Source organism: Acinetobacter pollinis, assembly GCF_015627175.1.
In the GTDB taxonomy this organism is placed as follows: Bacteria; Pseudomonadota; Gammaproteobacteria; order Pseudomonadales; family Moraxellaceae; genus Acinetobacter; species Acinetobacter pollinis.
Genome location: NZ_VTDQ01000009.1, coordinates 62,941 through 88,904 on the forward strand (window position 1 = coordinate 62,941; position 25,964 = coordinate 88,904).

The 25,964-nt window shown below is 38.6% G+C and carries 20 protein-coding genes and 5 tRNA genes; 22 read left to right on the plus strand and 3 right to left on the minus strand.

Annotation, left to right across the window (positions count from 1 at the left end; translation table 11 throughout):
* Nucleotides 1–4: 4 nt before the first annotated feature.
* Nucleotides 5–1,441 (minus strand): argininosuccinate lyase, encoded by a 1,437-nt coding sequence (argH, locus tag I2F23_RS05570; protein ID WP_195771576.1) that lies wholly within the window; start codon nt 1,439–1,441, stop codon nt 5–7.
* 377 nt (nt 1,442–1,818) lie between these two features.
* Between argH and hemC the strand changes: the two genes are divergently transcribed.
* From hemC to rpoC, 22 genes are all read left to right on the plus strand, one after another.
* Entirely contained in the window at nt 1,819–2,739 is a 921-nt protein-coding gene (gene hemC / locus I2F23_RS05575; protein ID WP_195771577.1) for a hydroxymethylbilane synthase, read from the plus strand.
* 4 nt (nt 2,740–2,743) lie between these two features.
* Entirely contained in the window at nt 2,744–3,514 is a 771-nt protein-coding gene (locus tag I2F23_RS05580; protein ID WP_195771578.1) for a uroporphyrinogen-III synthase, read from the plus strand.
* Entirely contained in the window at nt 3,514–4,386 is an 873-nt protein-coding gene (locus tag I2F23_RS05585; RefSeq protein WP_195771579.1) for a hypothetical protein, read from the plus strand. Before I2F23_RS05580 ends, I2F23_RS05585 begins: the two co-directional genes overlap by 1 nt.
* Before the next feature lie 11 nt (nt 4,387–4,397).
* The gene (locus I2F23_RS05590; RefSeq protein WP_195771580.1) at nt 4,398–5,597 is read left to right on the plus strand and encodes a heme biosynthesis protein HemY; all 1,200 of its coding nucleotides are present in this window, start codon (nt 4,398–4,400) and stop codon (nt 5,595–5,597) included.
* A gap of 325 nt (nt 5,598–5,922) precedes the next feature.
* A complete protein-coding gene (locus I2F23_RS05595; protein WP_195771581.1) occupies nt 5,923–6,246 on the plus strand; it encodes an H-NS histone family protein in 324 nt (107 codons plus the stop codon).
* A gap of 232 nt (nt 6,247–6,478) precedes the next feature.
* On the plus strand, nt 6,479–7,081 hold the full coding sequence (locus I2F23_RS05600; protein ID WP_195771582.1) for an FHA domain-containing protein: 603 nt from the start codon (nt 6,479–6,481) through the stop codon (nt 7,079–7,081).
* A gap of 54 nt (nt 7,082–7,135) precedes the next feature.
* Entirely contained in the window at nt 7,136–7,801 is a 666-nt protein-coding gene (locus I2F23_RS05605; RefSeq protein WP_195771583.1) for a phosphoglycolate phosphatase, read from the plus strand.
* A 96-nt stretch (nt 7,802–7,897) separates the two neighbouring features.
* Nucleotides 7,898–9,391: an anthranilate synthase component I gene (gene trpE, locus I2F23_RS05610; protein ID WP_195771584.1), complete on the plus strand. Its 1,494-nt coding sequence runs from the start codon at nt 7,898–7,900 to the stop codon at nt 9,389–9,391.
* Nucleotides 9,392–9,489: 98 nt separating this feature from the next.
* Nucleotides 9,490–9,565 (plus strand) — tRNA-Thr (locus I2F23_RS05615).
* A 57-nt stretch (nt 9,566–9,622) separates the two neighbouring features.
* A tRNA-Tyr gene (locus I2F23_RS05620) sits at nt 9,623–9,706 on the plus strand.
* A 34-nt stretch (nt 9,707–9,740) separates the two neighbouring features.
* Nucleotides 9,741–9,816: transfer RNA gene (locus I2F23_RS05625), tRNA-Gly, on the plus strand.
* A gap of 13 nt (nt 9,817–9,829) precedes the next feature.
* Nucleotides 9,830–9,904: transfer RNA gene (locus I2F23_RS05630), tRNA-Thr, on the plus strand.
* Nucleotides 9,905–10,053: 149 nt separating this feature from the next.
* Complete coding sequence (gene tuf, locus I2F23_RS05635; protein WP_195771585.1) at nt 10,054–11,244, plus strand: elongation factor Tu; 1,191 nt, start codon at nt 10,054–10,056, stop codon at nt 11,242–11,244.
* Between the two features lie 46 nt (nt 11,245–11,290).
* Nucleotides 11,291–11,366 (plus strand) — tRNA-Trp (locus I2F23_RS05640).
* 76 nt (nt 11,367–11,442) lie between these two features.
* Nucleotides 11,443–11,883 carry a preprotein translocase subunit SecE gene (secE, locus tag I2F23_RS05645; protein ID WP_195771586.1) on the plus strand — a complete coding sequence of 147 codons (441 nt, stop codon included), beginning with the start codon at nt 11,443–11,445 and terminating at the stop codon, nt 11,881–11,883.
* A gap of 6 nt (nt 11,884–11,889) precedes the next feature.
* Nucleotides 11,890–12,423 carry a transcription termination/antitermination protein NusG gene (nusG, locus tag I2F23_RS05650; RefSeq protein ID WP_195771587.1) on the plus strand — a complete coding sequence of 178 codons (534 nt, stop codon included), beginning with the start codon at nt 11,890–11,892 and terminating at the stop codon, nt 12,421–12,423.
* Between the two features lie 96 nt (nt 12,424–12,519).
* On the plus strand, nt 12,520–12,948 hold the full coding sequence (gene rplK / locus I2F23_RS05655; protein WP_195771588.1) for a 50S ribosomal protein L11: 429 nt from the start codon (nt 12,520–12,522) through the stop codon (nt 12,946–12,948).
* 4 nt (nt 12,949–12,952) lie between these two features.
* Nucleotides 12,953–13,645, plus strand: a complete 693-nt coding sequence (gene rplA, locus I2F23_RS05660; RefSeq protein WP_195771589.1) for a 50S ribosomal protein L1 — start codon at nt 12,953–12,955, stop codon at nt 13,643–13,645.
* Nucleotides 13,646–13,890: 245 nt separating this feature from the next.
* The gene (gene rplJ, locus I2F23_RS05665) at nt 13,891–14,397 is read left to right on the plus strand and encodes a 50S ribosomal protein L10 (RefSeq protein WP_195771590.1); all 507 of its coding nucleotides are present in this window, start codon (nt 13,891–13,893) and stop codon (nt 14,395–14,397) included.
* Nucleotides 14,398–14,439: 42 nt separating this feature from the next.
* Nucleotides 14,440–14,808, plus strand: coding sequence for a 50S ribosomal protein L7/L12 (rplL, locus tag I2F23_RS05670; RefSeq protein ID WP_195771591.1), 369 nt, complete (start codon nt 14,440–14,442; stop codon nt 14,806–14,808).
* A 310-nt stretch (nt 14,809–15,118) separates the two neighbouring features.
* Nucleotides 15,119–19,204: a DNA-directed RNA polymerase subunit beta gene (gene rpoB, locus I2F23_RS05675; protein ID WP_195771592.1), complete on the plus strand. Its 4,086-nt coding sequence runs from the start codon at nt 15,119–15,121 to the stop codon at nt 19,202–19,204.
* A 91-nt stretch (nt 19,205–19,295) separates the two neighbouring features.
* The gene (gene rpoC, locus I2F23_RS05680) at nt 19,296–23,489 is read left to right on the plus strand and encodes a DNA-directed RNA polymerase subunit beta' (RefSeq protein WP_195771596.1); all 4,194 of its coding nucleotides are present in this window, start codon (nt 19,296–19,298) and stop codon (nt 23,487–23,489) included.
* 32 nt (nt 23,490–23,521) lie between these two features.
* Here the strand turns inward: rpoC and I2F23_RS05685 are convergent, their stop codons facing one another.
* Both I2F23_RS05685 and I2F23_RS05690 read right to left on the minus strand, forming a co-directional pair.
* Nucleotides 23,522–24,712, minus strand: a complete 1,191-nt coding sequence (locus tag I2F23_RS05685; RefSeq protein ID WP_195771593.1) for an MFS transporter — start codon at nt 24,710–24,712, stop codon at nt 23,522–23,524.
* Nucleotides 24,713–24,794: 82 nt separating this feature from the next.
* The coding region (locus I2F23_RS05690) for an amino acid permease (RefSeq protein ID WP_195771594.1) at nt 24,795–25,964 on the minus strand (1,170 nt) is incomplete at its 5' end.

Consider the following 25,964-nt stretch of genomic DNA (forward strand, 5'->3'; position numbering starts at 1 on the left):
CCTCTTATTTCGTTGCGTATAAAGCTTCAATGCGTGTATGTGCACGTGCGATAGCTGCTTCTACTTGTTTTGGCGCTGTGCCACCAATATGGTCACGTGCACTTACAGATGCTTCTAAAGTGAGTGCTTTATCGAAAACATCTGCTTCAATAAGTGAAGAGAACTGTTGTAATTGTTCGAGACTGAGCTCAGACAAGTCCTTATCTTCTTCAACTGCAAGTGCAACAGTTTTACCCACAATTTCGTGTGAATCACGGAAAGGTACACCCTTTTTCACTAAGTAGTCTGCAAGATCTGTTGCAGTAGAAAAACCACGAAGTGCAGCTTCACGCATAGATTCGATATTCGGTATTAATGCTGGAATCATATCTGCAAATGACATGAGGCAACCACGAACAGTATCAATAGCATCAAATAACGGTTCTTTGTCTTCTTGGTTATCTTTGTTATAAGCCAATGGTTGACCTTTCATAAGTGTAAGTAAGCTAATTAAATCTCCAAATACACGACCAGACTTACCACGAACCAATTCAGGAACATCTGGGTTTTTCTTTTGAGGCATAATTGAAGAGCCTGTACAGAAACGATCTGGAATTTGAACAAATTTAAATTGTGCGGATGTCCAAAGGATTAATTCTTCTGACATACGTGACAAGTGCATCATAATTAAAGATGCAGCAGCGTTAAACTCAATAGCAAAATCACGATCAGAAACAGCATCAAGTGAATTTTCTGATACTTCATCAAAGCCTAGTAATTCAGCAGTATAAGCGCGATCGATTGGGTAAGTTGTCCCTGCAAGCGCAGCAGAACCTAAAGGCATACGGTTTACACGTTTACGGCAGTCTTGTAAGCGTTCGGTATCACGTACTAACATCTCGAACCAAGCCATTAAATGATGACTAAAAGTGACTGGTTGAGCTGTTTGTAAATGAGTAAAGCCAGGCATAATTGTATGTGTATGTTTTGATGCGAGCGTTAATATACCTAGCTGTAGACGTTTCAGTGTACTTAAAACAGCATCAATTTCGTCGCGTAAGTATAGACGAATATCTGTAGCAACTTGGTCATTACGGCTACGTCCTGTATGTAGTTTTTTGCCTGTAATACCAATGAGCTGTGTTAGGCGAGATTCGATATTCATATGAACATCTTCAAGGTCTATGCGCCACTCAAACCTTCCAGACTCAATCTCTGTTTGAATATTTGTTAAACCGTGAATAATTTCGTCACGTTCTTGGTCTGTGAGTACGCCAACTTTTGCAAGCATCGTTGCATGTGCAATTGAACCAGCAATATCTTGCTTGTAAAAACGTTGGTCAAATTGAACAGATGCTGTAAATTCTGCAACAAAAGCGTCTGTCGCTTCAGAAAAGCGTCCGCCCCACATACCAGAAGTTTGAGATAAAGGTGTGCTTGAATGATTTGAAGATGTACTCATAGTCGCTCTATTACAATAGTTGATAGACTTATTTTAAGGCTCTTTCCTATATAAATATAGGTTTATAGTTATTTATCTCATATATAGGATAAAGACTCTAGTGAAGCTTTGCATAGATAAATACTAATAACTTGGTAATACAGCTTAAATTCAGCATAAAATAATAATTAGAAATTATTTTGCCACTTGGCTGTTGCTGGCTTTTTGGAAGAAAATTTGTTGGACGATTTCTGTTATTAATATATTGTTCTTAAAATGAATTATTTTATGATTTGTTCATTCGATGCTTGTTATAGATAAAACTTGAGTGATTCAACTTGCTTTTTTTTTGAATCGCGTTAAGTTTAGGCTTAAATTTAAATTGTTACTGGTAGCTCATGAAAACATTAAGAATTGCGACACGTCAAAGTCCATTGGCTTTATGGCAAGCAGAACATATTAAAGCAAGATTAGAAAAATTACATACAGCATTAAAAGTAGAGTTAGTCACTTTTGTAACGCAAGGCGATAAAATTTTAGATACTCCTCTTGCTAAAATTGGTGGTAAAGGATTATTTGTAAAGGAGTTAGAGCAGGCATTATTTGATGGTCGTGCTGACCTTGCTGTACATTCTATTAAAGATGTACCTATGCAATTGCCTGATGGTCTCGATTTACCCGTAATTTGTGAAAGAGAAGATCCGTTCGATGCATTCGTATCAAATCACTATGAGAGCTTTGATCAATTACCTCAAGGTGCAGTCGTTGGTACATCAAGCTTACGCCGTAAGTGTCAAATTTTGAATCATCGTCCAGACCTAGTAATTAAAGATCTAAGAGGCAATGTTGGTACAAGATTATCTAAGTTAGACAGTGGTTTATATGATGGGATTATCTTAGCCAGTGCAGGATTAAAGCGTTTAGAATTACATGAGCGTATTCGTCATGGTCTTGATCCTATTGTGAGTTTACCCGCGGTAGGTCAGGGAGCACTTGGTTTAGAGTGTAGAGCAAACGATCAAGATGTACTTGCATTAATTGAACCTTTAAAACATTTTGAAACGGAAGTATGTGTGCGTGCAGAGCGTGCTTTCAATGCATATTTAGAAGGTGGTTGTCAGATTCCTATAGCAGGCTATGCAACTTTACTAAATGGGCAAATTTCAATGGAAGGTAGAGTGGGAAGTGTAGATGGTAAAACGCTACTAAAGGCAAAGATACAAGGTAATCCTGAGCACGCAATTGAAATTGGTCAGCAATTGGCAAAAGATTTGCTTGCACTGGGTGCAGGGCCATTACTAAAAGATCTTCATTTATAATTTAATGTTATTTATTAATACACGACCTGTTGAAAGGGCAGAGCCACTGACCAAGGGTATAAAGCACTTTGGTATAGAAGTACTTGAGCTTCCACTATTGGCATTGAAGCCAATAGATCTCTCTTTGGTGCTATCTGAACAGTTTGAGATAATGTCTACTCAAGCGCAGGTCGTAGTTGTTGTGAGTCCTACAGCAGCAAATATTGGATTAAAATACTTAGAACAATTAGGCTATGAATTTAATGACCTAAATAAACTACATTGGATTGCTGTAGGAGAGAAAACTGCAGAAGTGTTTCATCAAATAGGATTACAAGTACATGTGCCAGATGTAGAGACGTCTGAAGGCATGTTAGCACTTCCTATACTTAAAGAATTAGATATAAATTGCATTGCTTTCTGGCGAGGTGAAGGTGGACGTCAGTTTATGATGGATCATCTGGCACAGAAAAATATTCATATTCTTAATATGATTTTATATGAAAGAGGTCTTCCTCAGAGTACAGTTACGAGTTCTCAACATGTTGCTGAAATATTAAAACAGTATCATGAAAAAATTTATGTTTGTATAAGTAGCGAGGCAAGTTGGCATTACTGGCTTAATTTATTCAGCAAAGACATAAACATACTATATAAATGTCATTATCTAGTGTTGGGTGCAAGGGTTTATACAATTGTTGCTAAAAGTATTGCTCTGCCTAATATATCTTTAATTTCAAGTTTAAAAGCAGATGAGTTAGGTCGTCTTATGATGTACCCACAGCAGGAAAAGTAATGAATAAATGGTGTCTGGGGCTTTTGGTGGTAAGTTTTTTATGGATATCTAAATTAACCTACGATCAGCAACAGTATGTTCAAGCGATTGATGGTCTGAGATCTCAGGTTACCCGAACAGAGCAATCAATTAATCATGTCAATGATCAAATGGTCGCTGCTCAAAGAATACCGCAAGTGGTAGGGGATGATCATAAAAATAAACCAATAGTCACGACAACAAAAGAAAAGATAAATGAACATGGCACGAGTTCATCTGAAAGTCATCAATCTTTAATTAACCCTATTTTACCTATTCAGCAAGCATTAGAATTGGTTCAATTTGCTTTAAATCAACAACAACGTACTTATGCACTTGAGCATTTACAACAGCTTATACAAAGCCTAGATCGCTATAATATTTCTCCAGCTTTAAAACAAAGCTTGTATACATCTTTAATGACAGATCAACAGCAAATTGAAGCCTTTGATCGTCATCAGCAAGCACAATTAAATTATGCCAATAAATTACTTTCACAGGTCGATCAAGAGCTTTTAGAATTGTTAGACAAAGGTGTGGAAAGTTATCAACCTCCACAGCAAAAAAGTTTTGTAGAAAAACTTATATCCATACAGCCTTTGAATCAGATGAGTACTGATTTAGTCAGCCAAAGGTTGGTTGTAAAAGAAATTCAATTAAGATTGCTTCTTGCAAATCAACAATTGAATATGGGGCAGTATGATGATTATACCACCAGTATTGATGAAGTTTTGTTGCTTATGAAACAGGCACCGCGTTTTAATCAGGATACTCTGCGTGAACAGTTAGAAATTGCGAAGAAAATTTCTTTTGATACTACGCCAAAACTACATACACCCACATTATTGAATTAGGATAACAATAAATGAAGAAAATTTTATTATCCTATATTCTTATTCTCATCGTACTTATCATATTTTGTATTTTATCTAGCTTTGGTACAGAGACAGGATATGTCTATATTTTGTTTAGCCATATGGAAGTACAGACTTCGGTCTTCGGGCTTTTTATTCTTATATGGTTTATAAGCTTATCTATTCAAATGATTGCATATGGTGTAAGAAAATACTTTTATGCACATAAACGTAAAAAACATGATATTGCAGAATTTTTAGCGCTTCATCCTTATGAGAAATTGGGTGTTTTGTGGTTACTGTCTGCGGAAAAAGATAAAAAAGACGTTATTGAAAATATTTTTGCACCTTCCATCTTACTCAATGAAATTATGCGTGCGGCTTTTTTAAGACAAGAAGGACACTTTAGTGAGGCCTTAGCTGTACTGGATCAAACACCGAATGCTGTTTTTGAATTAGCAACATTACAACGTATTAGAATTTATTTAGATGAAGGTCAAGGGGCAGATGCATTTGCTTATTTAGATCTATTGTCTAATAAACAGGTTGAAACCTCATGGTTAAAAGAAATAGAGTCTAGCTATCAGGCATATTTAGCATACCTTTGGGGAGAGTTTGCAAGCAAGTTCCCATGGTTGTACTTATATGCAAAAGCTTATGGAAATTTAACACCAGAAGCAAATAATAGCTGGCTAATACAAATTTTAAAGACTTTCGAACAGTCTACCCCTGACCATTTAGAAAAACTTCAATTACGTTATTTCGATTTAAAAACGGATTATATTGATGACACCATACGCCAAAATAAAATTCTATGGCTGAAGGTTTTAATGCGCTTACCAAATATGGAAGAAGAATATGAATATCTTGCAACACAATTATTAGATGAGATGTTCGACCAAGAGGTTTTCTTGATGTGGTTTGAACAAAAAGTGAAAAACTCATACAATAAATACGATGAAGTTGAGCGTAAAGTGAACGCTTGGGAGGTTAAATATCCCAATATGCCAATCTTTAATTTTATTAAATGGCATTTGTTCCAAGAAACTCAACGCTATGAACAGGCAAATGCATTACTGGATCAATATCCTGATCATATTCTAACAAGCTATTTGCGTGTCAAATCATCAATTTACGGGAATACATCATTATTAAATGATCTAAATCAAGTATTTGAAAAGAATACAAATTTTATAAAAATAAATATTTAAGTTTTATAGTATAAAATAGTAAAGACCAATCAGTTGAAACTTATTTTTGTATAATGATTGTGCTTTTTTACACACTATTTATTACTAAATCTTCGTATGATTTAATTTTAATAAGGTGAAATAATCGTTACTAAATAAGTGAATATTGAATTAATGTCTCACAACGTATCGATTATTTCTTAATGAAAATACTAATATATATTATCTATTAGTATGGTTTTAATGATATTGTGTCTTTTACACTGTATACTTATTTATTATAATTTATTATTATTCGCGTATTCGATACATTTAAATATTAATTTTTATTTTGGGAGAAATTTAAGTGCAAGATATTAGTACATTAAGTGTGGATGAACTAAAACATTTACAACAAGAAGCTGAAGCATTAATTGCGACAAAAAAAGATAAAGCGATTCAAGACGCTTATCAGCAAATCATTGATATCGCATCATCATTAGATCTTTCTGTTGAAGAAGTTTTAGAATATGGCGCGCAAAAACGTAAGGTTACAACACGTAAAACTGTTGAACCGCGCTATCGCAACTATAATAATACTGAGCAAACATGGACGGGTCGTGGTAAACAACCACGCTGGTTGGTGGCTGAGTTAGCCAAAGGTGCAAAATTAGAAGACTTTCTAATCTAAGATAATATTCTATAGGAAGCTTATAAATATAGGCTTCCTATTTATAAAATAAAATTTATAGATTATAAGAAATTAATTAAATATTTTTTTGTATCGAATAATAGACAGAAAGGTATGTTTAATAATACAAGTATCTATTAACTGAAAAGGATTTTAGTTAATATCATTGATCTATATAATATATAGAAACATGCTATCCTATGAAAAATAAGTTTAAATAGAGATATTGAGTATGAAATGGACACTAAAAGCTCTTTCAAGTGAGTTGAATAATAGTGAATTCAATGTTCAGGAAGATACTCTTGTTGGGCGTCATCAAAGTTGTGGACTCATCTTACAGTCTTCTGAAATTTCACGTAAACATGCAGCTTTTTATATAAAAAACCAAACATTGTGGTTAGAGGACCTTCAGTCTTCGAATGGGACTTATGTGAATGGAAATAAAATTACAGCGCAAACAGCTTTAAAAGATCAAGATACGATTCAATTTGCCACCTTGCAATTTATACTTTTCGTTGAAGATGTAGCTAGTAAAACGGTATTAGAAGAAAAAGTAGTTGATGAGGGTATGCCATCATTGGCTGAGCGTGCAAAAGAAACACCTTTATCTAAAGATGGAATGCCACAAAATATTGAAGTACCTCAGCCACCACCTATTCCAGAAGGTGCTGATGTACACGCTAAAGAGTCAGTCGATTCAAAGCAATCTTCAGTTGACTCAAATTCAGTGAGTATGCCCGAAAATCATGAAACTAAGAAAAATGCTTCTGTTGGTTTAATTACAATTGTGGTGATCTTATTTGTTGCATTGCTATTATGGTTTCTATTTAAGTAGTTACAGTAGAATTTAAAAGCATGCTTAGGCATGCTTTTTTTATAGGAGTTCACAATGACCATAGCGAAACTAGATGAGCGTCAATGCATTTTATTTGATTTAGATGGTACATTGGTCGATACAGTAAAAGATATCACTGGTGCAATGAATCAGGCACTGACGCATTTCAATCTCCCTTTAGTTCAAGAATCACAAATTCGAGTTTGGGTAGGTGAGGGCAGTGAAAAACTATGTAGAACTGTTTTAGCTTCTATGGAGTGTACATTCATTTCACCTGAAGTCCTATGTGCCTACTACTTAAAATACTATGAAAAAGATTTTTGTATATATAGTGGTATCTTTTCAGGTGTTATTGAATTTCTTGAAGTGTGTCGAGCAAGACATCTTAAGATGGCTTGTGTTACAAATAAGCCTAAATTACTGGCGATTAAAATTTTGACTCAACTTAATTTAATTCAATACTTTCCATTAGTCATTGGTGGTGATAGCTTAAGTGAGAAGAAACCCTCTCCGATGCCTTTATTGTATGCGATAGAAAATTTTGCAATTCAATCAAAGCATGTTTTGATGATAGGTGACTCAAAGAATGATATTAAAGCAGCACGTGCTGCACAAATTGACTGTATTATTATGAGTTATGGTTATAATCATGGCGAAAGTATTTATGATAGTCACCCTCAAGAAGTCATTGATAACTTAACTCAATTGTTGAATAACTGAAAATAGGATTGTTTTATGTGTTTAAGGTTGTGCTTACGATGGCGTTGCTCACTATAAATTTATATTTTTGAATGAATAGATAAAGTGAGTAATACGATGAATAAAGAAATTTTTGAGCAACTGACACAGCAAGGCTTTAATGTAATTCCTGTTTATAGACAGCGTTTTGCAGATGCAGATACACCGTTATCAGTTTTTGCCCGTTTAGATAAAAATACACCTTCTTATCTCCTAGAATCTGTTGAAGGTGGAGAAACATGGGCAAGATATTCAATTATTGGTTTGGGTGAATCTACTATTTTTTCGTGTAATAATGGAATTCTTGACATTCAATCTGAAGATGGAAGTATTTCCACAGAAGAAAATGTAGATCCTTATCAGTTCATTCGCGACTTTCAAAGTCAATTTAAAGTTCCTACGCAACAACAATTGCCTGAATTACCCAATTTTACTGGCGGACTTGTCGGGTACTTTGGATATGATGCGGTAAGATATATTGAACCACACCTTAAAGGTATGGCGCCAGAGGCTGATCCTGTTGGTCTTCCTGATATTTGGATGATGCTCTCAAAAACAGTTATTGTGTTTGATAATCTCAAAGATACATTGTTTTTAATTGCACATGTAGATATTGAAAATGGTGAAACATATGAAGATGCACAAAACAAATTAAATCGTTTAGAAGATTTACTCGATACTCCTATACGTCTTAAAACAAAACCACATACATTTCCTAGATTTCATTCTTTAACTGGTGAGGAAGCATACAAAGCTTCTGTAGAAAAAGTAAAAGAGTACATTCGTGCTGGAGATGTGATGCAGGTTGTACCTGGGCACCGAATGGTATCAGATTTTGATGGAGAGCCTTTACAAGTTTATCGTGCGTTACGTCATTTAAACCCTTCGCCTTATCTATTTTTAGTTCAAGGTCATACTATCCAAGATAAAACGCCATTTCATATTGTCGGTTCTTCGCCTGAAATTTTATCGCGTTTAGAAAATGGAATTGCAACAGTACGTCCGCTTGCTGGTACTCGCCCTCGTGGTAAGACAGCAGAAGAAGACCTAATGTTGGAAAAACAGCTTCTTGCAGATGAAAAAGAGATTGCTGAACATCTCATGCTCATTGATCTTGGGCGTAACGATGTTGGACGTGTTTCAAAAACAGGTAAAGTTAAAGTAACTGATAAAATGATTGTAGAACGATATTCACATGTCATGCATATCGTCTCTAATGTTCAAGGTGAAGTAAATGATGATGTAGATGCATTGGATGTGTTTAAAGCAACATTCCCAGCAGGGACGCTTTCAGGTGCACCGAAAGTGAGAGCAATGCAAATTATTGATGAAGTTGAACCTGTAAAACGTGGAATTTTTGGTGGAGCAGTGGGTTATCTAGGCTGGCATGGGGAAATGGACATGTCTATTGCCATTAGAACATGCGTTATTCGAGAAAATCGGGTATATGTTCAAGCTGGAGCAGGTCTTGTTGCAGACTCAAATCCTGAAGCAGAGTGGAATGAAACGCAAATAAAAGCTCGCGCAGTGATCAAAGCGGTTGAATTATCATCAAATGGATTGATTTTATAAGTTTTTTTGCACTTTTTTTAAAAAAGTGCTTGCATCATTTTGAAGTTTTGCTAAACTGCACACCGTTCCGATACGAAATGTACGAAACAACTTAAAACGCCGACATAGCTCAGTTGGTAGAGCAACTGACTTGTAATCAGTAGGTCCTCAGTTCGAATCCGAGTGTCGGCACCATTTTAAGGTTGTTTTAAAGCAGAAGTAAAGGACTGCACTACCAAGTAAGTGTGATAAGGTGGGATTCCCGAGCGGTCAAAGGGGGCGGACTGTAACTCCGCTACGAAAGTTTCGAAGGTTCGAATCCTTCTCCCACCACCATTAACTTCGAATGAAGTGGTAATTATACCAACATGCGGGAGTAGCTCAGTTGGTAGAGCGGCAGCCTTCCAAGCTGCATGTCGCGAGTTCGACCCTCGTCTCCCGCTCCATCGAAGTAGTATCGCTCTTATAGCTCAGTGGTAGAGCACTCCCTTGGTAAGGGAGAGGTCTCGAGTTCAAATCTCGATAAGAGCTCCAGATTTTACAGTTTAGTAGTTTTAACTACACTTCTTAAGAAAGCAGGCTTATTAGTCTGCTTTTAAAGTATTGGGTGTCTAATTTTTAGGCGATATGTCGATGTGCTGAGTTTTTCAGTGTTTTATTCGATGTGAACGAGGATGATCATCATGGCTAAAGCCAAGTTTGAACGTAATAAACCACACGTAAACGTGGGAACAATTGGTCACGTTGACCATGGTAAAACAACTTTAACAGCTGCTATCGCAACGATCTGTGCGAAAACTTATGGCGGTGAAGCTAAAGATTACGCAGCAATCGACTCTGCGCCTGAAGAAAAAGCTCGTGGTATTACAATTAATACATCTCACGTAGAATATGATTCTCCAACTCGTCACTACGCTCACGTAGACTGCCCAGGACACGCCGATTATGTTAAAAACATGATCACTGGTGCTGCTCAGATGGACGGTGCGATCCTTGTGTGTGCTGCGACTGACGGTCCTATGCCACAAACTCGTGAACACATCCTTCTTTCTCGTCAGGTAGGTGTACCTTTCATTATCGTATTCTTAAACAAGTGTGACCTTGTTGATGATGAAGAGTTACTTGAATTAGTAGAAATGGAAGTTCGTGAACTTCTTTCTTCTTACGACTTCCCTGGTGATGACACTCCTGTAATCCGTGGTTCAGCACTAGCTGCACTTAATGGTGACCAAGGTGAGTATGGCGAATCTGCAGTAATTGCTCTAGTAGAAGCGTTAGACTCTTACATTCCTGAGCCAGAGCGTGCTATCGATAAAGCATTCTTAATGCCAATCGAAGATGTATTCTCAATTTCTGGTCGTGGTACAGTTGTAACTGGTCGTGTAGAATCAGGTATTGTTAAAGTTGGTGAAGAAGTTGAAATCGTTGGTATTAAAGACACGGTTAAAACTACTGTAACTGGCGTTGAAATGTTCCGTAAACTGCTAGACGAAGGTCGTGCAGGCGAGAACTGTGGTGTTCTTTTACGTGGTACTAAGCGTGAAGACGTACAACGTGGTCAAGTATTGGCTAAGCCAGGTGCAATTAAGCCACACACTAAATTCGACGCAGAAGTATATGTACTTGCGAAAGAAGAAGGTGGTCGTCATACTCCATTCTTAAATGGTTACCGTCCACAGTTCTATTTCCGTACAACTGACGTAACTGGTGCAATCCAGTTGAAAGAAGGCGTTGAAATGGTTATGCCAGGTGATAACGTTGAAATGTCAGTAGAATTGATCCACCCAATCGCAATGGACGCAGGCTTACGCTTCGCGATTCGTGAAGGTGGTCGTACTGTAGGTGCTGGTGTTGTTTCTAAAGTAATTCAGTAATATAATAAATATTAAACCGAGAACGTAGGTTCTCGGTTTACTTTATAGGCTAGTAGTTCAATTGGTAGAGCGTCGGTCTCCAAAACCGAATGTTGGGGGTTCGAGTCCCTCCTGGCCTGCCATTTATTTCAAAGTTAAAGCTTGATGCTGGCTATTTTGTCCTTATAATGATTCGCGAATTCTACGACGAGTAAAAGCATGTCGAATGATAAATCGCGTGACGCATTGAGCGACGCGCCAATTCCTCAGAAAAATACAGCAGCAGAAGTTGTGCGTTCTGGCTCACCTATGGATATTATTCTATGGGTTTTAGCAATTATTTTGCTAATAGGAGCTTCTCTTGTAAATCAATATCTTCCAGCATATTGGGCACCAGCAAGCAATATTTGGGTGCAAATTGGGGCGATTTTAGCTTGTATCATTGTAGCTTTAGGTTTATTATACGCCACCCACCAAGGCAAAGGTTTTGTTCGCTTGCTGAAAGATGCACGATTAGAACTACGCCGAGTCACTTGGCCAACTAAACAAGAAACAGTAACAACCTCATGGCAAGTTGTACTTGTAATTATTGTTGCTGCGATCGTGCTATGGTGCTTTGATTATGCGCTGGGTTGGTTAGTAAAGTTAATGATCGGGTAGAAAGCTATGAAACGTTGGTACATTATTCATGCCTATTCAGGTTATGAAAAACAAGTCATGCGTTCACTTAAAGAGCGAATTCAGCGAAGTGCTGTTGCCGACAGTTTTGGTGAAGTCCTAGTTCCGACTGAAGAAGTCGTTGAAATGAAGGATGGTAAAAAGCGTAAATCTGAACGCAAATTCTTTCCAGGCTACGTGCTTATTGAAATGGAAATGGATGACGATTCTTGGCATATTGTAAAAGAATGTCCAAAAGTTCTTGGTTTTATTGGTGGAACACCAGAAAAACCTGCGCCAATTACCCAAAAAGAAGCAGATGCGATTTTAGCTCGTGTACGTAATACAGGTGAAGCACCTCGTCCTAAGACGATGTTTGAACCTGGTGAAGAATTATTGGTTATCGATGGCCCATTCACAGACTTTAAAGGTGTTGTGGAAGAGGTCATCTATGACAAATCTCGCTTGACGTTAACGATTAATGTCTTTAATCGACCAACGCAAGTTGAGCTTGAATTCCGTCAAGTTGAGAAAACAATTTAACTTAATTTGACCGAATGCCTATTTAATTAAATAGGCAATTTATATGTAACAAACATTGGGGAGCCTAGCGGCGCTATTACCCAGAGGTATTTCAAAATGGCTAAAAAGATTGACGGCTATATCAAGCTGCAAGTCCCAGCTGGTAAAGCAAATCCATCTCCACCAATTGGTCCTGCACTAGGTCAACGTGGTGTTAACATCATGGCATTCTGTAAAGAATTCAATGCTGCTACACAAAAAGTTGAGCAAGGTCTTCCAATTCCTGTGGTAATTACAGTTTACAATGATAAATCATTTACATTTATCATGAAAACTCCACCTGCTGCTATTCTTCTTAAGAAAGCTGCTGGTATTCAAAAAGGTTCTTCTGAGCCACATAAAACTAAAGTTGGTAAATTAACTCGTGCGCAATTAGAAGAAATTGCTACGACTAAAGAGCCTGATTTAACTGGTGCTGACTTAGATGCACGTGTTCGTACCATCGCTGGTTCTGCACGTTCTATGGGCTTGGAAGTGGAGCTGTAATAAGATGGCAAAGTTAACTAAACGTCAAAAAGCGATTTCTGCTATTGATTCAAACAAAGTTTACTCTTTGGAAGAAGCAGTAGAAGTAATTAATGGCTTCCCTGCAGCTAAATTTAAAGAATCATTAGATGTTTCTGTAAATCTAGGTGTTGACCCACGTAAATCAGATCAAGTTGTACGTGGTGCGACAACTTTACCTGCAGGTACAGGTAAAACTGTACGTGTAGCTGTATTTGCTCAAGGTGCTGCTGCTGAAGCTGCTAAAGCTGAAGGCGCTGACATCGTTGGTTTTGATGACCTAGCTGAAAGCATTCAAAAAGGTAATCTTGACTTTGATGTTGTAATCGCTGCTCCTGATGCAATGCGTGTTGTTGGTAAGTTAGGTACAATTTTAGGGCCACGTGGTTTAATGCCAAACCCTAAAGTAGGTACAGTAACTCCTGACGTTGCTACTGCAGTTAAAAATGCTAAATCTGGTCAAGCACGTTACCGTGTAGACAAAGCTGGTATTATTCATGCTGGTATTGGCCAAGTTGGCTTTACTGTTGAAGCTGTACGTCAAAACTTAGAAGCACTGGTTGCTGACTTGAAAAAAGCAAAACCTGCGACTTCTAAAGGCGTATATATCAAGAAAATCACTTTGAGCTCAACAATGGGTCCTGGTGTAACTGTTGATGTAAACAGCGTATCTAACTAATTGTTAGAACAGAATTCTTAAATCTCTAAAGATAAAGATGATTATCTCTATCTTTAGAGTGGACTTTGAATTGATAGGTTAAAGCCTATTAGCGTCAAAGACCTCAGGCGAGAAGAAATTCTCTTAATAATTCAGCCTGCGTAGACGCGGTGGTGTGATTTATTCATCCTCCGCGTGTAAGTCGAAAGGCTTACGAATTGGGAGTGTATTCTTAGAATACATAAATCACCTTAGGAGGTTTTACAGTGGCTCTACTATTAGAGAACAAAAAAGAAATCGTTGCTCAAGTAAACGAAACTGCGAGCAAAGCTTTCTCTGCTGTTGTTGCTGACTACCAAGGTTTAAACGTAGAGCAATTAACTCAACTTCGTGTTGAGGCTCGTAAGTTAGGTGTTTCAACACGTATCGTGCGTAACACACTAGCAAAACGTGCACTTGAAGGTACTCAATTCGATATCTTAAGTGACAACCTAGTTGGTCCAACAATTCTCGGTTTTTCAACTTCTGAAGACGACATGGGTGCAGCTGCACGCTTGTTCGAAGATTTTGCAAAAGCAAATAAAGCGTTTGAACTTAAAGCTGCCGCATTTGACGGTAAAGTTTATCAAGGTGCAGAAGTTAGCGTTATCGCAAATCTTCCAAACCAAGAAAAAGCGCTTACTATGCTTGCAAACGTTCTTCAAGCTCCAGTTTCGAAATTGGGTCGCTTACTTACAGCGCTCAAAGAGAAAAACGAGCAAGAAGCTGCATAATCCATTACCTACACCATTTAATTTCCATTTGGAGTTATACTCATGGCTTTAACTAACGAAGAAATTTTAAACGCAGTTGCTGAAAAAACTGTTCTTGAACTTGTTGACTTAATCTCTGCTTTTGAAGAGAAATTCAACGTATCTGCTGCTGCTGTTGCAGTTGCTGCTGGTGGTGACACTGCTGCTGCTGCTGAAGAGCAAACAGAATTCAATGTTGAATTAACAAGCTTTGGCGCTAACAAAGTTGCTGTAATTAAAGCAGTTCGTGAAGCAACTGGTCTTGGTCTGAAAGAAGCTAAAGATCTAGTTGAAGGTGCTCCACAAGTTCTTAAAGAAGGCGTGAGCAAAGAAGAAGGTGAAGAGCTTAAGAAGAAACTTGAAGCAGCTGGTGCTACAGTTACACTTAAGTAATTTACGTCCGGAGTCAATCGTTAAAAAATTGACTCCAGATATGGCTGATGGCTCTTGGGTCATCAGCCTTTTTGCGTTACAATAATCGGCTCGGTTTTTTATTGAACTGTGATATATATCGCAATAAAGATAAAAAATCCAAACAATTCAAACGCTTACCAATATTTTTCGTTCTAAAAATATTGTTAAGCGTTTTATTACCACTCTCATTTGCAGCATTTGTAAGTAGTGGTGGCCATATCGGCCTGCGTAATTCCTTCTAAACCTGAACTGCAGGCAGGTTTAGTTTTGTACTTTCCGAGGACTCCAGATGGCATACTCATATACCGAAAAAAAACGGATCCGTAAGAATTTTGGTAAATTGCCCCAAGTAATGGATGTTCCGTACTTGCTTTCGATTCAAGTCGACTCGTACAGAACGTTTTTGCAAGATGGTAAATTACCAAAAAACCGAGAAGATATTGGTCTCCAAGCTGCGTTTCGTTCAGTTTTCCCAATTGAAAGTTATTCCGGCAATGCTGCTTTAGAATTTGTAGAGTATAGCCTTGGTAAGCCTGAGTTTGATGTACGTGAGTGTATTCTCCGTGGCTCAACTTATGCAGCACCAATGCGCGTTAAAATTCGCTTGATCATTAAAGATCGTGATACAAAAGCAATTAAAGATGTACGTGAACAAGAAGTCTATATGGGTGAAATCCCATTAATGACGGATAACGGAACATTTGTAATTAATGGTACTGAGCGTGTAATTGTATCGCAGTTACATCGTTCTCCAGGTGTATTCTTCGATAGTGATAAAGGTAAAACACATTCGAATAAAACACTTTATTCTGCACGTATCATTCCTTACCGTGGTTCATGGTTAGACTTTGAATTTGATGCCAAAGATTTAGTCTATGTACGTATTGACCGTCGTCGTAAACTTCTTGCGACTGTGATCTTACGTGCCTTAAATTATACTGATGAACAAATTCTTGATTTGTTCTATGAAAAAGTTCCTGTTTACCTAGATATGGGTAGCTATCAAATTGAATTGGTTCCAGAACGCCTGCGTGGCGAAATGGCACAGTTTGATATTGCAGACAATAGCGGTAAAGTTATTGTTGAGCAGGGCAAACGTATTAATGCACGTCATGTACGTCAAATGGAAGCTGCTGGATTAACTAAACTTGCAGTACCAGATGAGTACCTTTACGAGCATATTACTGCAGAAAATATCACGTTACGTGATGGTGATGTAATTCCTGCCAATACTGTACTTAGCCATGAAGTTATGGTGAAAATTGCAGAGGGTGGCGTAAAAGAATTTAACATCCTATTCACAAATGATATCGATCGTGGTTCTTATATTGCTGACTCGTTACGTGCTGATATTACACGTGATCGTGACGAAGCTCTTGTAGAAATCTACAAAGTTATGCGTCCAGGCGAGCCACCAACTAAAGAAGCAGCAGAGAACTTATTTAATAACTTGTTCTTCTCTACAGAACGTTATGATTTATCTGCTGTTGGTCGTATGAAATTTAATCGTCGTTTAGGACGTCCATACGAAGTTGGTACAGATCAAAAAACGCGTGAAATAGAAGGTGTGTTATCTAACGAAGATATTACTGATGTAATGCGTACATTAGTAGATATTCGTAATGGTAAAGGTGAAGTTGATGACATCGACCATTTAGGTAACCGTCGTGTGCGTTCTGTTGGTGAAATGACAGAAAACCAATTCCGTGTAGGTTTAGTTCGTGTTGAGCGTGCAGTTAAAGAGCGTTTAAGCCAAGCTGAAACAGATAACTTATCACCACAAGATTTAATTAATGCGAAGCCTGTTGCTGCAGCAATTAAAGAATTCTTTGGTTCTAGCCAGTTATCTCAGTTCATGGATCAAAACAACCCATTGTCTGAGATTACACACAAGCGTCGTGTGTCTGCACTCGGACCAGGTGGTTTAACACGTGAGCGTGCGGGCTTTGAGGTACGTGACGTACACCATACTCATTATGGTCGTGTATGTCCGATTGAAACACCTGAGGGACCAAACATTGGTTTGATTAACTCGCTTTCAGTCTACTCTAAAGCAAACCATTTTGGTTTCCTAGAAACACCTTACCGTAAGGTTGTTGATGGGCGCGTGACTGAAGATACAGAATACCTCTCTGCAATTGAAGAAGTAGGTACTGTTATTGCACAAGCCGATGCAGTGGTTGATCCAGCAGGTCACTTACTTGAAGAAATGGTTACTGTGCGTCACCAAGGTGAAACACTGCGTATGCCTCCTGAGCGTGTAACGCATATGGATGTATCTGCACAACAAGTAGTATCTGTTGCAGCATCATTAATTCCGTTCCTTGAACACGATGATGCGAACCGTGCATTGATGGGTTCAAACATGCAACGTCAGGCGGTGCCGACACTTCTTGCTGATAAGCCACTTGTTGGTACAGGTATGGAAGCAAATGTTGCACGTGACTCGGGTGTATGTGTAATCGCACAACGTGGTGGTGTTATTGAGTTTGTTGATGCTTCTCGTGTGGTGATTCGTGTTAATGAAAGTGAAATGGTTGCGGGTGAAGCAGGTGTAGATATCTATAACCTGATTAAGTACACACGTTCAAACCAAAACACATGTATTAACCAAAAAGTACTGGTTAACCTAGGCGATAAAGTTGGCCGTGGTGATGTACTTGCTGATGGTCCATCTACAGATGGTGGTGAATTGGCACTTGGTCAAAACATGCGTGTTGCATTCATGACATGGAATGGTTACAACTATGAGGACTCGATTCTATTATCAGAACGTGTTCTTCAAGAAGATCGTTTAACATCAATCCATATTCAAGAATTATCATGTGTTGCACGTGATACTAAACTTGGTGCTGAAGAAATTACTGGCGATATTCCAAACGTTGGTGAAGCTGCATTATCTAAGTTAGATGAATCAGGTATTGTTTATATCGGTGCTGAAGTAACAGCGGGTGATATTCTTGTAGGTAAAGTGACGCCTAAAGGTGAAACACAATTAACACCTGAAGAAAAATTACTTCGTGCAATCTTTGGTGAAAAAGCTGCAGATGTAAAAGACTCTTCGTTACGTGTTCCATCAGGTACTAAAGGTACTGTAATTGACGTACAAGTATTTACACGTGATGGTCTTGAAAAAGACGAGCGTGCGCTTGCAATTGAAAAAGCACAGTTAGACGCTTACCGTAAAGACTTGAAAGAAGAATACAAAATCTTTGAAGAAGCTGCACGTGAGCGTATCGTACGTCTACTGAAAGACCAAATGTCTAACGGTGGTGGCACAACTAAGCGTGGTGATCAACTCACTGAAGACAAGTTATCTCAACTAGAAATGGTAGATCTACTTGAAATTCAGCCTTCTGATGAAGGTATTGCAGAGCGTCTTACTCAGATCCAGACTTACTTGAAAGAGAAGAGTGCTGAAATAGATGAGAAGTTTGCAGAGAAGAAACGCAAACTTTCTACAGGCGATGAACTAACAACAGGTGTATTGAAAGTTGTTAAAGTATATCTTGCTGTAAAACGTCGTATTCAGCCTGGTGATAAGATGGCAGGTCGTCATGGTAACAAAGGTGTTGTATCAAACATCTTACCTGTTGAAGATATGCCACACGATGCCAATGGTGTACCTGTAGATGTGGTACTTAACCCGTTGGGTGTACCTTCACGTATGAACGTGGGTCAGATTCTTGAAACACATTTAGGTTTAGCAGCAAAAGGTCTGGGTGAGCAAATTGATAAAATGCTCAAACAGCAACGTACAATTGCCGAGCTACGTGAATTCTTAGACAAAATCTATAACAAAGTTGGTGGAGAGCAAGAAGAGCTTGAAACATTAACTGATGATGAAGTCTTAATCCTTGCTGGTAACCTGAAAAAAGGTGTTCCTTTAGCAACACCAGTATTTGATGGTGCTGAAGAAGAACAAATTAAAGAGTTATTAGAGCTCGCTGAACTACCACGTACAGGTCAACAAACATTGTTTGATGGACGTACAGGTGAACAGTTTGACCGTCCAGTAACTGTGGGTTACATGTACATGCTTAAGTTGAACCACTTGGTTGATGACAAGATGCATGCACGTTCTACGGGTTCTTACTCGTTAGTAACGCAACAGCCATTGGGTGGTAAAGCACAGTTTGGTGGTCAGCGTTTTGGTGAGATGGAAGTCTGGGCATTAGAAGCATATGGTGCAGCGTATACGCTACAAGAAATGCTTACTGTGAAGTCAGATGATGTTGAAGGTCGTACACGTATCTATAAGAATATTGTAGATGGGAACCATTATATGGATCCAGGAATGCCTGAGTCATTCAACGTATTGACCAAAGAGATCCGTTCTTTAGGTATCAACATTGAACTGAAAAATGGTGACTAAGCTGTAAAGCTTCACGAATTTTCAGTAATAAACAATATTTGTGACCCTGCCGAGTGAATACATGAATTCCCTCGGCACACGGAGAGAAGAATTGAAAGACTTGCTCGATATCATGCGTAAAAAAACGGACTCTGACGGTCATACTCCAGTTGAGTTTGATCGCATCCGTATTGGTCTTGCATCACCAGAAATGATTAAATCATGGTCTCATGGCGAAGTTAAAAAGCCTGAAACCATCAATTACCGTACGTTTAAACCAGAACGTGATGGTTTATTCTGTGCCAAAATCTTTGGTCCAGTAAAAGATTACGAATGCTTGTGTGGTAAATACAAGCGTATGAAGTACAAAGGCGTTATTTGTGAAAAATGTGGCGTAGAAGTAACGACTGCGAAAGTACGTCGTGAACGTATGGGCCATATTGAGCTTGCAACGCCAACTGCGCATATTTGGTTCTTAAAATCGTTGCCAAGCCGTATCGGTTTACTACTTGACATGACACTACGTGATATTGAACGCGTATTGTATTTCGAATCTTATGTAGTTACAGATCCAGGTCTAACAGAGCTTGAAAAGTATCAGCTTCTTAACGATGAAGAATACTATACAGCTTTAGAAGAGCATGGCGATGAGTTCTCAGCAAAAATGGGTGCTGAAGCTGTACAAGATCTATTAAAAGATATCGATCTTGAAGCAGAAATTTCTCGCTTACGTGAGGAAATTCCACAAACAACTTCAGAAACTAAGCTGAAAAAAGCATCTAAACGTTTGAAATTAATGGAAGCATTCCATCAGTCAAACAATAAGCCAGAATGGATGGTGTTAAATGTACTTCCAGTACTTCCACCAGATCTACGTCCATTAGTACCACTTGAAGGTGGTCGTTTTGCGACATCTGACTTAAACGATTTATACCGTCGTGTGATTAACCGTAACAACCGTTTAAAACGTCTTTTAGATTTAGCTGCGCCAGACATTATTGTGCGTAACGAAAAACGTATGTTACAAGAATCTGTAGATGCCTTGCTTGATAACGGTCGTCGTGGTCGCGCAATTACAGGCTCTAACAAACGTCCACTGAAATCTTTGGCAGACATGATCAAAGGTAAGCAAGGTCGTTTCCGCCAGAACTTGTTAGGTAAGCGTGTAGATTATTCTGGTCGTTCTGTAATTACAGTTGGTCCAACGCTACGTCTTCATCAATGTGGTTTACCGAAAAAAATGGCACTTGAATTATTCAAACCATTTATTTTTGCAAAATTACAAGCATCAGGCCAAGCAACAACCATTAAAGCTGCGAAGAAAATGGTTGAGCGTGAAACGCCTGAAGTATGGGATGTACTTGCAAACGTAATTCGTCAACACCCAGTGATGTTGAACCGTGCACCAACACTTCACCGTCTTGGTCTACAAGCATTCGAACCTGTACTTATTGAAGGTAAAGCGATTCGTCTACACCCACTCGTATGTGCGGCATTTAACGCCGACTTCGATGGTGACCAAATGGCGGTTCACGTACCATTGACACTTGAAGCACAGCTTGAAGCGCGTGCATTAATGATGTCTACAAACAACATCTTGTCACCTGCCAATGGTGAACCAATCATCGTACCTTCTCAGGACGTTGTATTGGGTCTTTACTACATCACACGTGATGCAGTGAATGTGCAAGGTGAAGGTATGGTGTTTGCAGATACTCACGAAGTAAACCGTGCTTTAGCAACCCGTCAAGTGAATATGCATGCACGTGTGAAAGTACGTGTACACCAAACAATTATTGATGAAAATGGTAACCGTGAAAAGCAAACCATTATCGTTGATACAACACCAGGTCGTTGCTTACTTTGGGAAGTTGTTCCTGAAGGTTTAAGCTTTGACATGATCAATCTTGAAATGACGAAGAAAAACATTTCTAAGTTGATTAACACTTGTTACCGTAAACTTGGTCTAAAAGACTCAGTTATTTTTGCTGACCAATTAATGTATCTTGGTTTCCGTCAAGCAACACGCTCAGGTGTGTCTGTAGGTATGGAAGATATGGTGATTCCACCAACAAAACAAGTGATCATTGATAAAGCAGAAGCTGAAGTTCGTGAAATTGAAGATCAATTCGAGCAAGGTTTCGTAACTGCTGGTGAACGTTATAACAAAGTTGTCGATATTTGGGCACGTACAAACGACCAAGTTGCTAAAGCGATGATGGATAACTTGTCTTCTACGCTTGTTAAAAACAAGAAAGGTGAAGATGAGAAGCAAAAATCATTCAACAGTATCTATATGATGTCGGATTCTGGAGCGCGTGGTAGTGCTGCACAGATTCGTCAGCTTGCAGGTATGCGTGGTCTGATGGCAAAACCAGATGGCTCGATTATTGAAACACCGATTAAAGCAAACTTCCGCGAAGGTCTAACAGTACTTCAGTACTTTATTTCAACGCACGGTGCACGTAAAGGTTTGGCCGATACAGCATTGAAGACAGCAAACTCGGGTTACTTGACTCGTCGTCTTGTAGACGTTGCACAAGATTTAGTAATCACAGAACCAGATTGTGGTACTGCTGGTGGCTTAGTCATGACACCATTAATTCAAGGTGGTGATGTAATTGAAGCATTACGTGATCGTGTACTTGGTCGTGTAACTGCTGAAGATGTACGTCGTGCTTCTGATGATGAGATCGTTTTACCGAAAGGGACGCTCATTGATGAAAAAATCGCTGCTTACCTTGAAGAGGCGGGTGTCGATGAGGTTAAGGTTCGTTCAGTTGTAAGCTGTGAATCTACATTCGGTGTGTGTGCGAACTGTTACGGTCGTGACCTTGCTCGTGGTCACTTGGTAAATCCAGGTGAATCTGTGGGTGTAATGGCTGCTCAATCTATTGGTGAGCCGGGTACACAGTTAACAATGCGTACGTTCCACGTTGGTGGTGCAGCAAGCAGAACATCTGCTGCAAACAGTGTTCAAGTACGTAATAAAGGTACTGTACGTTTCCATAATGTGAAAACTGTACAACACTCGAAAGGACACCAAGTTTCTGTGTCACGTTCTGGTGAAGTCGGTATTGCAGATGAGTTAGGTCGTGAGCGCGAGCGTTATAAACTACCTTACGGTGCAAGCATCTTACTTAAAGATGGTCAAGCTGTAGAAGCTGGCGGTATCGTTGCAACATGGGATCCGCATACACATCCACTTGTAACAGAAGTTGCTGGTAAAGCACGCTTCTCACAAATTGTGGATGGTTCGACTGCAACATCGAAAACTGATGATACAACAGGTATGACAACTGTTGAAATCTTACCTGTAACAGCACGTCCTGCTTCTGGTAAAGATTTACGTCCAGCGATTGTACTTGATACAGCAGATGGTGGTGAGCAGTTCTACTTCCTACCACAAAACACAATTGTGACTGTTCGTGACGGCGAAACAATTGGTGTAGGTGATGTTATTGGTCGTGTACCACAAGAATCATCGCGTACACGTGATATTACCGGTGGTCTTCCACGTGTTGCTGACTTGTTCGAAGCACGTAAGCCAAAAGAACATGCAATCCTTGCTGAAATTTCAGGTGTTGTAAGCTTTGGTAAAGAGACTAAAGGTAAATATCGTCTTGTAATTACACCTGATGATGGTGCTGAAATCTACGAAGAATTGATTCCAAAATGGCGTCAAATCAACGTATTTGAAGGCGAGCATGTAAACCGTGGTGAAGTGATCTCTGATGGTCCACAGAATCCACATGACATCTTACGTCTAAAAGGCGAAGTTGCATTAACAAACTATATCGTTAATGAAGTACAAGATGTTTACCGTTTACAAGGTGTAAAAATCAATGATAAGCACATCGAAGTTGTTGTTCGTCAAATGCTTCGTAAAGTAGATATTGTTGACGGTGGTGATACAAGCTTCATCAAAGGTGAGCAAGTAGATTACATCCGTGTAATGCAAGAAAACCTAGCGGTATTGGCACAAAACAAGTTCCCTGCGAAGTTTGACCGTCAATTGATGGGTATTACGAAAGCATCATTATCTACAGATTCATTTATCTCTGCTGCATCGTTCCAAGAGACAACACGTGTCTTAACAGAAGCTGCGGTAACAGGTAAAGAAGATGATTTACGTGGTCTAAAAGAAAACGTTGTTGTAGGTCGTCTAATACCAGCAGGTACTGGTTTGGCGTATCACCTAGAACGTCGTCGTCAAGAGTCTGAAGCTGCAGAATACGAGCTTCACAATGACTTTAGCGACGTTGATCAAGCATTTAGCCAAGCATTAAATGAAGAGCAATTCTAAGTAAAATTAGAATGAATCACAAAAAAGGCACCTTAGGGTGCCTTTTTTATATCTAGAGATTGATAGTATCGACGCAATAAAAAAATTGCGGTAGTAAGAATAATAAAAACGGCAAGCAGATAGGAAAAGGTTGCAGTTTTAAGTGTAACAAATTGGTTGAGTATACCCATACCAATAACAGGTGTAGACATACCTAAATAAATAATGACGAAGAAGCTAGATGTAATAGAGGCCTTATAAGCATTTGGACTGTGCTGAGCCAAGTTTGCTAAACACGATCTAAAACTTAGTCCCTGACCCCAGCCACATAGAGCTGTAGCAATACAAAGTAGAGTAAAGCTTTGTAAGGCAATACAAAAGAAAAATGGAATAAGCCCTAATAAAAGAGTGTAGCAGCCAACAAACTCTCTTTTTTGTTTTGGAATGAAAGGTTCACTTACTTGTCCAATTACTGAAGCAATAAACAAAATAAAAATGGTGAGGCCAATTTGAATAGCATGATGAATCTCAAAAATATGATTCAAAATGGATGGAATCATTGAGGAGTAAAATCCCATGACCATAAAACCCGAGAATCCAGCGATAGTTACTGGAACAAAGATACTTTTAACTTCATGAGGAAGTGAAAGCTTTTGTACCTTTAGCTTAATTTGAGAGGCTTTTTTTCGACTTTCTGGAATGAAGTAGAGAACTAAACCTGCAAATAGAGTAAGTATAAGATGAATTAAATAAGGCATCATTTCAGGAGAAGGAAGGGTTTCTATAATGATTCCTCCTACGATTGGTCCTAGACCTAGACCCAAAATATTTGCACCACTTGCGATGAGTGTTGCGACCTTACTCCAATGTTTTGGAGCAAGTTCCAATATCATGACTGTTGCAGTTGATGCATAAAGCCCTGCTGAAAAACCAGAAAAGAGCCTTGCAATAAACCAAAAACTTAAAGCATCTCCGAATGCAAAACAAAGTGCAGAAATAATGGAAAATAAAAGTCCTAAAAATAGCATTGGCTTACGACCTAACTGATCAGACCAACTGCCCATAATGAGCAAGGCAGAGATTACACCCAGTGCGTAGGTTGCAAAAATTAGAGTAATCGTGAGGCTCGTAATATGCTCATGTGCTTGATAAATTGGATAAATTGCTGTTGGTAAGGTTGTGCCCAGCATATTAATTAAAAAAACGAAAGCGATGCTTAAGCAAGCTATTGATGGGTTTTTCATTTATTTATCATTTTGATGTATTTTTGATTTTTTTATTATAAATGGATTAGAGATAAAAAAGCCCACGATTGTGGGCTTTTATTTAGATGGCTTTTTTAGGCTTGATAAAGATTATATAAACTATAACCAATAAAATTAACCAGACACCACCTACATAAAGAGCAGGTCTTAAACTTGGAAAATAACCAATTAAACCAATCACAAATAGCATAAAGAGTGTTGCCAAAATAGGTGCAATTGGCCAGCCAACAATAGGAAAATCTAACTGCTTGATTTCATCTTTTGATAATTTTTTACGCATACCAAAGTGAGCGAGTAAGATCATGAGCCATACGTAAACGGTTGCAAAAGTACCAATTGAAGCAATGATTTCGAAAACATTTTCTGGAATGAGGTAGTTTAATATCACACCAACAAGGAGTACACCAGCCATAACCACAACGGTCATCCATGGCACACCATACCTAGATGTTTTACTAAAACTTTGAGGTGCTTGGCCCTTTTTAGCCATACCATACATCATGCGACCAGCACCGAATACATCGCTATTAATTGCTGAAATTGCAGCAGTAATTACAACAATATTTAATACAGCCGCAGCAGATTTAATGCCTAAACCTTCAAAGATTTGTACAAACGGACTACCATTACTGCCGATTTGATTCCATGGGAAAATAGAGAGTAATACGAAGATTGTAAGTACATAAAATAAAAGAATACGAAAAGGTACAGCATTAATTGCATGTGGAATTGCTTTTTTAGGGTCTTTTGATTCACCAGCAGTAATACCGATAACCTCTACACCACCAAAAGCAAAAACAACAACAGAAAAACATGCAATAAAACCTACAATACCATTTGGCATGAAGCCACCGTGTTGCCAAAGGTTTGTGATACTTGGATTAACAGTCGACTGTGGTAAATGAAATCCATAAATAAGAATTCCTAAACCGCCAAGAATCATTGCGATAATGGCACTGACTTTAATAATAGAAAGCCAAAATTCGAGTTCACCATATACTTTAACATGAATGAGGTTAATACCACCTAAGAAAAAAATGAGTGATAGAATCCAGATCCAACGAGGGACATCGGGAAACCAAAAGCCCATATAAATACCAAAGGCGGTCACATCTGCGATAGCAACGATGACCATTTCAAAGACATAAGTCCAACCTGCGGTAAACCCCCAAAGTGGCCCTATGTATTCGGTTGCATAGCGACTAAAAGAGTCGGAAACAGGGTTATGTAC

Coding starts and splice junctions, on each gene's coding strand:
- argH (WP_195771576.1), bottom strand. CDS start 1,441: ATGAGTACATCTTCAAATCATTCAAGCACACCTTTATCTCAAACTTCT.
- hemC (WP_195771577.1), top strand. CDS start 1,819: ATGAAAACATTAAGAATTGCGACACGTCAAAGTCCATTGGCTTTATGG.
- I2F23_RS05580 (WP_195771578.1), top strand. CDS start 2,744: ATGTTATTTATTAATACACGACCTGTTGAAAGGGCAGAGCCACTGACC.
- I2F23_RS05585 (WP_195771579.1), top strand. CDS start 3,514: ATGAATAAATGGTGTCTGGGGCTTTTGGTGGTAAGTTTTTTATGGATA.
- I2F23_RS05590 (WP_195771580.1), top strand. CDS start 4,398: ATGAAGAAAATTTTATTATCCTATATTCTTATTCTCATCGTACTTATC.
- I2F23_RS05600 (WP_195771582.1), top strand. CDS start 6,479: ATGAAATGGACACTAAAAGCTCTTTCAAGTGAGTTGAATAATAGTGAA.
- I2F23_RS05605 (WP_195771583.1), top strand. CDS start 7,136: ATGACCATAGCGAAACTAGATGAGCGTCAATGCATTTTATTTGATTTA.
- trpE (WP_195771584.1), top strand. CDS start 7,898: ATGAATAAAGAAATTTTTGAGCAACTGACACAGCAAGGCTTTAATGTA.
- tuf (WP_195771585.1), top strand. CDS start 10,054: ATGGCTAAAGCCAAGTTTGAACGTAATAAACCACACGTAAACGTGGGA.
- secE (WP_195771586.1), top strand. CDS start 11,443: ATGTCGAATGATAAATCGCGTGACGCATTGAGCGACGCGCCAATTCCT.
- nusG (WP_195771587.1), top strand. CDS start 11,890: ATGAAACGTTGGTACATTATTCATGCCTATTCAGGTTATGAAAAACAA.
- rplK (WP_195771588.1), top strand. CDS start 12,520: ATGGCTAAAAAGATTGACGGCTATATCAAGCTGCAAGTCCCAGCTGGT.
- rplA (WP_195771589.1), top strand. CDS start 12,953: ATGGCAAAGTTAACTAAACGTCAAAAAGCGATTTCTGCTATTGATTCA.
- rplL (WP_195771591.1), top strand. CDS start 14,440: ATGGCTTTAACTAACGAAGAAATTTTAAACGCAGTTGCTGAAAAAACT.
- rpoB (WP_195771592.1), top strand. CDS start 15,119: ATGGCATACTCATATACCGAAAAAAAACGGATCCGTAAGAATTTTGGT.
- I2F23_RS05685 (WP_195771593.1), bottom strand. CDS start 24,712: ATGAAAAACCCATCAATAGCTTGCTTAAGCATCGCTTTCGTTTTTTTA.